The organism is Roseateles sp. P5_E11 (assembly GCF_054049355.1).
Genome location: NZ_JBFUMO010000364.1, coordinates 1 through 5,988, shown reverse-complemented (window position 1 = coordinate 5,988; position 5,988 = coordinate 1). Strand labels below are relative to the sequence as shown.

At 64.9% G+C, this 5,988-nt stretch carries 6 protein-coding genes and 1 tRNA gene; 1 reads left to right on the top strand and 6 read right to left on the bottom strand.

Annotated features, from left to right (window positions below; genetic code table 11):
• From ACXJKR_RS21965 to secA, 3 genes are all read right to left on the bottom strand, one after another.
• Positions 1–449 (bottom strand): hypothetical protein (locus ACXJKR_RS21965; RefSeq protein WP_457324620.1); only part of this gene is annotated, 449 nt, incomplete at its 3' end.
• A gap of 39 nt (positions 450–488) precedes the next feature.
• Positions 489–1,019 (bottom strand): PEP-CTERM sorting domain-containing protein, encoded by a 531-nt coding sequence (locus ACXJKR_RS21960; RefSeq protein WP_157281139.1) that lies wholly within the window; start codon positions 1,017–1,019, stop codon positions 489–491.
• Between the two features lie 226 nt (positions 1,020–1,245).
• Positions 1,246–3,990, bottom strand: coding sequence for a preprotein translocase subunit SecA (secA, locus tag ACXJKR_RS21955; protein ID WP_457324619.1), 2,745 nt, complete (start codon positions 3,988–3,990; stop codon positions 1,246–1,248).
• Between the two features lie 170 nt (positions 3,991–4,160).
• On the opposite strand from secA, the gene ACXJKR_RS21950 reads away from it, so the two are divergent.
• Positions 4,161–4,499 carry a hypothetical protein gene (locus ACXJKR_RS21950; protein WP_157281141.1) on the top strand — a complete coding sequence of 113 codons (339 nt, stop codon included), beginning with the start codon at positions 4,161–4,163 and terminating at the stop codon, positions 4,497–4,499.
• 45 nt (positions 4,500–4,544) lie between these two features.
• On the opposite strand, the gene ACXJKR_RS21945 is transcribed toward ACXJKR_RS21950, so the two are convergent.
• The 3 genes from ACXJKR_RS21945 to ACXJKR_RS21935 form a co-directional block, all read right to left on the bottom strand.
• Positions 4,545–4,620, bottom strand: a tRNA-Thr gene (locus tag ACXJKR_RS21945).
• A gap of 25 nt (positions 4,621–4,645) precedes the next feature.
• Positions 4,646–5,155, bottom strand: coding sequence for a ClpXP protease specificity-enhancing factor (locus ACXJKR_RS21940; protein ID WP_056192817.1), 510 nt, complete (start codon positions 5,153–5,155; stop codon positions 4,646–4,648).
• A gap of 128 nt (positions 5,156–5,283) precedes the next feature.
• Entirely contained in the window at positions 5,284–5,901 is a 618-nt protein-coding gene (locus tag ACXJKR_RS21935; RefSeq protein ID WP_056192820.1) for a glutathione S-transferase N-terminal domain-containing protein, read from the bottom strand.
• Positions 5,902–5,988: the final 87 nt, after the last annotated feature.

Sequence of the window (5,988 nt, the reverse complement as noted above, 5' to 3'; positions counted from 1 at the left end):
CCTTCCGTCTTCAGGAAAAAGCTGCCACTACCCTGGGCAACGCTGAGCGTGCCGCTGCTCTCGCGCATGATTTCCCAGACTGCGAGCTGGAAGGCGGCTTGCTGGTTGCCGGAGTGGACCGAAGCAAACTTGCTGGAGTACAGCGCCTGCAGCAGTGTGTCCTGGCTGCCACTGAAGCTGCCGACCGTGTAGGTCTTGAAGTTGGGCGTCACGCCGTCGCTCTTGAAGCTCAGCGCGAAGGACTGGGTCGGCTCGATGCAGTAGGCCAGGAAACTGCCGGTGGCGGCATCCGTGAAGTTCAGTCCACCGGTGACGTAGTTGGTCGTCAGCGAGGTGGTGAGCGCCGGATCGCCGGCATCACGGTCGACGAAGCGGATGCTGACGGTGTCGGCGGCGAATGCCGAAGCGCTCATCAGCAGGGCGGCGGCGAGGGTCAGAGGCTTGAACATGGTTGGACTGCTTTCGTGATTGGGGCGGCTGGGCGCGGCTCAGCGAGCGCGGCGACGGGACAGGCTCATTCCGGCCAGGGCCACCGCCACCAGGGCCAGGGCGGTGGGCTCGGGCAACTCGGTGGTCGACGTACTGCCTTCCAGCGTGGCGGTGTAGCCCTCGAAGCCCTTGGCGCTGAAGCCGGCGCCAAGGACGTGCAGTTGCCAGGCGCCCGCCGACAGCCATTGCTGGCCCAGCGTCCAGGTCTCGATGCCGAAGATGTCGTTGTCCACGTCGATGCCGGCGCCGACCGGCGTCAGCGCGACGGACGTGCCACCCTGGGTGAGGTAGGCCGAGGTGATGTCGACGCTGGCCTGGTCTTCGGCCGAGAACGTGATGACGCTGCCGCCCATCAGCGTCACACCGTTCAAGGTGAAACCGAAGATGTCGTTGAACTGCGCGGCACCTGCGCCGTTGGACATGATGGCGTCGTTGGAAAAGCTGAACGACACCGGCGTCACCGCTGCGGTCGCATTGCATGCAGCGGCAACCAGACTGAGGGCGGCGAGCGCTTTAGACAACGTTTTCATCACGTACTTTCAGGTTCTCTATTCGGGTCTACCCGGAGTTTCGCCGGGGAATGACTGCACTCTAGGGGGGTGAGAGCGGTCCGAGCACCCCTCATGCGCGTGGCGCAGGCGGCGGGATGTGCCCAAACGCACGCTTTTCCCCCCACATGGGTGGGCTGCGCGGGGTGAGCCACCAATGAAAACGGGCCGGCAAAGCCGGCCCGTGGCGGGATGCGACCAGGAAAACTCAGGCCAGCTTGCCGTGGCAGAGCTTGAACTTCTTGCCACTGCCGCAGGGGCAGGGGTCGTTGCGGCCCACGTGGCCGTATTCGGCCAGCAGCGTGGCGGGGTCGACGTCCTGGCTGATGGAGCCGTCCTCGTTGGGATGCTGGTAGGTCACGTTGGACACCGCTTCGGCACGGCGCTCCATGGCCTCGGCGGCCTGGCTGGCCTCTTCCTGGCTCTGGATGCGCACATTCATCAGCGTGCGGGTGACTTCCATCTTCACGAGGTCCAACAGCTGGGAGAACAGCTCGAAGGCTTCGCGCTTGTATTCCTGCTTGGGGTTCTTCTGGGCATAGCCGCGCAGGTGGATGCCTTGGCGCAGATAGTCCAGGGCCGCCAGGTGCTCGCGCCAGCGCTGGTCGATGCTCTGCAGCAGCACCATGCGCATGAAGGGGTTGAACTGATCGATGCCGACGCGCTCGAGCTTGTCCTGGAAGAGCTCGTCGCCGGCCTTGGTGACGGTTTCCAGAATGTCGTCGTCGGTGATCGAGTCGCTCTTCTTGACGAGTTCGGTCAGTGACAGGCCAATCTGCCATTCGCCCTGCAACACCTGCTCCAGACCGGGCAGGTCCCACTGCTCTTCCACGCTCTCGGCCGGCACGAAGGTGCGCACGACATCGCTCAGCGTGGACTCGCGCAGCGAAGCGATCTGGGCGATGAGGCTATCGGCCTCGAGAATGTCGTTGCGCTGCTGGTAGATGACCTTGCGCTGGTCGTTCGAGACGTCGTCGTACTCGAGCAACTGCTTGCGGATATCGAAGTTGCGCGCCTCGACCTTGCGTTGGGCGCCTTCAATGCTGCGCGTGACGATGCCGGCCTCGATGGCCTCGCCTTCGGGCATCTTGAGCCGGTCCATGATGGCGCGCACGCGCTCACCGGCAAAGATGCGCATCAGCTGGTCGTCCAGCGACAGGTAGAAGCGCGAAGAACCCGGGTCGCCCTGGCGGCCGGCACGGCCGCGCAGCTGGTTGTCGATGCGGCGGCTCTCGTGGCGCTCGGTCGCGATGATGCGCAGGCCACCCTCGGCCCGCACCTTGTCATGCAGGCCCTGCCACTCGTCCTTGAGCTGCTGGATGCGGCGCGCCTTCTCGTCGGCGGGGACCGCCTCGTCGGCCTCGAGGAACTTGACCTGGTTCTCGACGTTGCCGCCCAGCACGATGTCGGTGCCGCGGCCGGCCATGTTGGTGGCGATGGTGATGACGCCCGGGCGGCCGGCCTGGGCGACGATCTGCGCTTCCTTCTCGTGCTGCTTGGCGTTCAGCACGTTGTGCGGCAGCTTGGCCTGGTCCAGCAGCTTGGAGATCAGCTCGGAGTTCTCGATGGACGTCGTGCCCACCAGCACCGGCTGGCCGCGCGTGTGGCAGGCGCGGATGTCCTCGATGACGGCGTTGTACTTTTCCTTGTCGGTCTTGTAGACCAGGTCCAGCTCGTCCTTGCGGATGGTCGGGCGGTTCGGCGGGATGACGACGGTCTCGAGGCCGTAGATCTCCTGGAACTCATAGGCCTCGGTGTCGGCCGTGCCCGTCATGCCCGACAGCTTGCCGTACATGCGGAAGTAGTTCTGGAAGGTGATCGAGGCCAGCGTCTGGTTCTCCGCCTGGATCTCCACGCCTTCCTTGGCCTCGACAGCCTGATGCAGGCCGTCGCTCCAGCGTCGCCCGCTCATCAGGCGGCCGGTGAACTCGTCGACGATGGTGACCTCGCCGTTCTGCACGACGTAATGCTGGTCGCGGTGATAGACGTGGTGGGCCCGCAGCGCTGCATTCAGGTGATGCATCAGCGTGATGTTGGCCGCGTCGTACAGGCTCGCGCCTTCCGGGATCAGGCCGGCCTCGGTCAGCAGCGCTTCCGCAACCTCGTGGCCGTCTTCGGTCAGGTGGATCTGGTGCGACTTCTCGTCCACAGTGAAGTCGCCCGGCTCGATGACGCCTTCACCGGTGCGCGGGTCGAGCTCGCCGATCTGCTTCTTCAGCTTGGGCACGACAGCGTTGATGCGCTTGTAGACGTCGGTGTGGTCGTCCGCCTGGCCCGAGATGATCAGCGGTGTGCGCGCCTCGTCGATGAGGATCGAGTCCACCTCGTCGACGATGGCGTAGGACAGGCCGCGCTGCACGCGATCGGCCGTCTCGTAGACCATGTTGTCGCGCAGGTAGTCGAAGCCGTACTCGTTGTTGGTGCCGTAGGTGACGTCGGCGGCGTAGGCGGTCTGCTTCTGCTCGCGCGGCATCTGCGGCAGGTTGATGCCGACCGACAGCCCGAGGAAGGTGTAGAGCTTGCCCATCCACTCGGCGTCGCGGCGCGCCAGGTAGTCGTTCACCGTGACGACGTGGACACCCTTGCCCGTCAGCGCGTTCAGGTAGACCGGCAGCGTGGCCATCAGCGTCTTGCCTTCGCCGGTGCGCATTTCGGCGATCTTGCCGTCGTTGAGCACCATGCCGCYGATCAGCTGCACGTCGAAGTGGCGCATCTTCAGCGAGCGCTTGCTGCCTTCGCGGCAGACGGCGAAAGCTTCGGGCAGGATGTCGTCGACCGTCTCGCCGGCAGCGATGCGCTGCTTGAATTCAGCCGTCTGGGCGCGCAATTCGTCGTCGCTCAAGCCCTCGTACTTCGGCTCCAGCGCGTTGATCTGCTGCACGGTGCGGCGGTACTGCTTGAGCAAACGCTCATTGCGGCTACCGAAAATCGAGGTGAGAAGCTTGGGCAACATGCTGCGAGGAATGAGGAGCTGCGCGGCACCGGGCGGGCTGTCCAACCGGTGGGAGGCGCGAATCTGAGGGCACGGCGAGGCATTGCAAGACGGACTTGCCCGGCCGCGCAAAACGGCGCAGTTTAGCAGTGGGCTTTTGGCCAGGATCGCCGCCTCACTACACTGCGGCTATGGCCAACCCGCCCCGCTACCTTGCTCCCAAGAGCGTGCGCGTCAGCGTCCCGTCGCCGACACCGGTGGCCGACGCGTTGCGTGCTCACGAGGGCCTGAGTCAGCTCAATGCGCGCCTGGAGGCGTCACGGCGGCGGCTGCGCATCATCGGGCCCGCGTTGCCGGGCAATCTGCTGGCCAGCCTGCAACCCGGGCCGCTGGACGAAGAAGGCTGGAGCCTGCTGGCCGCCAACGCGGCCGTCGCCGCCAAGCTGCGCCATCTGCTGCCCCGGCTGGAAGCCCTGCTGGCCCAGGCCGGGCTGCCTGGACATATCCGCGTGAAGCTGATCCAGAAATAGGCGCACATGAAAAAACCCACTGTCGCGAGACAGTGGGTTTTTGATTGGTGCCGGCTATCGGATTCGAACTGATGACCTACCGCTTACAAGGCGGTTGCTCTACCAACTGAGCTAAGCCGGCGAAAAACAGGCGAGATTCTAGTCGCTCACTTCACCCGTTTGAGTGAAGGCCGCGGGCCACCGCTGGGCGCGTCGGGTGGCGGGGGCGTGTCATCGCCCTCGTCGTCGCTGGCTTCGCTGGCCAGACGCAGGCCGCTGCGGCGCGGCTCCTGCGGCGCCGGGCTGGGCAGCGGTGCACCTTCGGCCAGCGCCTCGGGCGCCGGAAAGGCCATGCCCTGGCCGTTCTCGCGGGCGTAGATCGCGACAACATGATCCACCGGCACGACGATCTCTCGCGCGACGCCGCCGAAGCGCGCCTTGAACTGGATGAACTCGTTGCCGAGATCCAGTCCGCTGGTGGCATCGAAGCCGACGTTCAGCACGATCTCGTTGTTGGACACGTACTCCATCGGCACCTGCACCGAACGATCGACGTGGACCGCGATATAGGGCGTGAAGCCGTTGTCCGTGCACCAGTCGTGCAGCGCGCGGATCAGGTACGGGCGGGTGGACGTGCCATTGCCCGCCCCGCCTTCAACTCCTTGCGATTTATCCATGTACGACAGTCAACCCGGTCAGGGTGCAATACGGTCTGTAGACCCCGCGGCCGCTATGGAACCGGTTTTGCCGGGCCACTGACGGCGCCCCCTCGAGGGGGAAGCGCACAGCGCTTCGGGGTGGGCAATCAACGGCGCATGACCTTTTCCGAGGGCGTCAGCGCCTCGATGTAGGCCGGGCGGCTGAAGATGCGCTCGGCGTACTTGAGCAGCGGCAGCGCGTTCTTGGACATGTCGATGCCGTAGTAGTCCAGGCGCCACAGCAGCGGCGCGATGGCCACGTCGAGCATCGAGAAGTCGTCGCCCAGCATGTACTTGTTCTTCAGGAAGATCGGCGCGAGCTGGGTCAGGCGGTCGCGGATCTGCGAGCGAGCCTTCTCGAGCTGCTTGTCGGTCGCCTTGGTCGTCGTGCCGCGGCCCTCGAGGATGTTCACGTGGGCGAACAGCTCCTTTTCGAAGTTCAGCAGGAACAGTCGAACGCGGGCGCGGGCCACCGGGTCGCCGGGCATCAGCTGCGGGTGCGGGAAGCGCTCGTCGATGTACTCGTTGATGATGTGCGACTCGTACAGGATGAGGTCGCGCTCGACGAGGATGGGCACCTCGTTGTACGGGTTCATCAAAGCGATGTCTTCGGGCTTCGCGAACAGGTCAACGTCACGGATTTCGAAGTCCATGCCTTTCTCGAACAGCACGAAGCGGCAGCGGTGCGAGTAGGGGTCGGTGGTACCGGAGTAAAGGACCATCATGGCTTGGGCTCCCGAGGGGTCAGTCAATCAAAAACGCGCGACGGCTGGGGCCGCGCTGAAAAAGCAAACGCAGTGGGTGGCTACAAG

Excerpts from the sequence above, each read along its gene's own strand:
- ACXJKR_RS21960 (WP_157281139.1), bottom strand. The coding sequence starts at position 1,019 with ATGAAAACGTTGTCTAAAGCGCTCGCCGCCCTCAGTCTGGTTGCCGCT.
- ACXJKR_RS21950 (WP_157281141.1), top strand. The coding sequence starts at position 4,161 with ATGGCCAACCCGCCCCGCTACCTTGCTCCCAAGAGCGTGCGCGTCAGC.
- ACXJKR_RS21940 (WP_056192817.1), bottom strand. The coding sequence starts at position 5,155 with ATGGATAAATCGCAAGGAGTTGAAGGCGGGGCGGGCAATGGCACGTCC.
- ACXJKR_RS21935 (WP_056192820.1), bottom strand. The coding sequence starts at position 5,901 with ATGATGGTCCTTTACTCCGGTACCACCGACCCCTACTCGCACCGCTGC.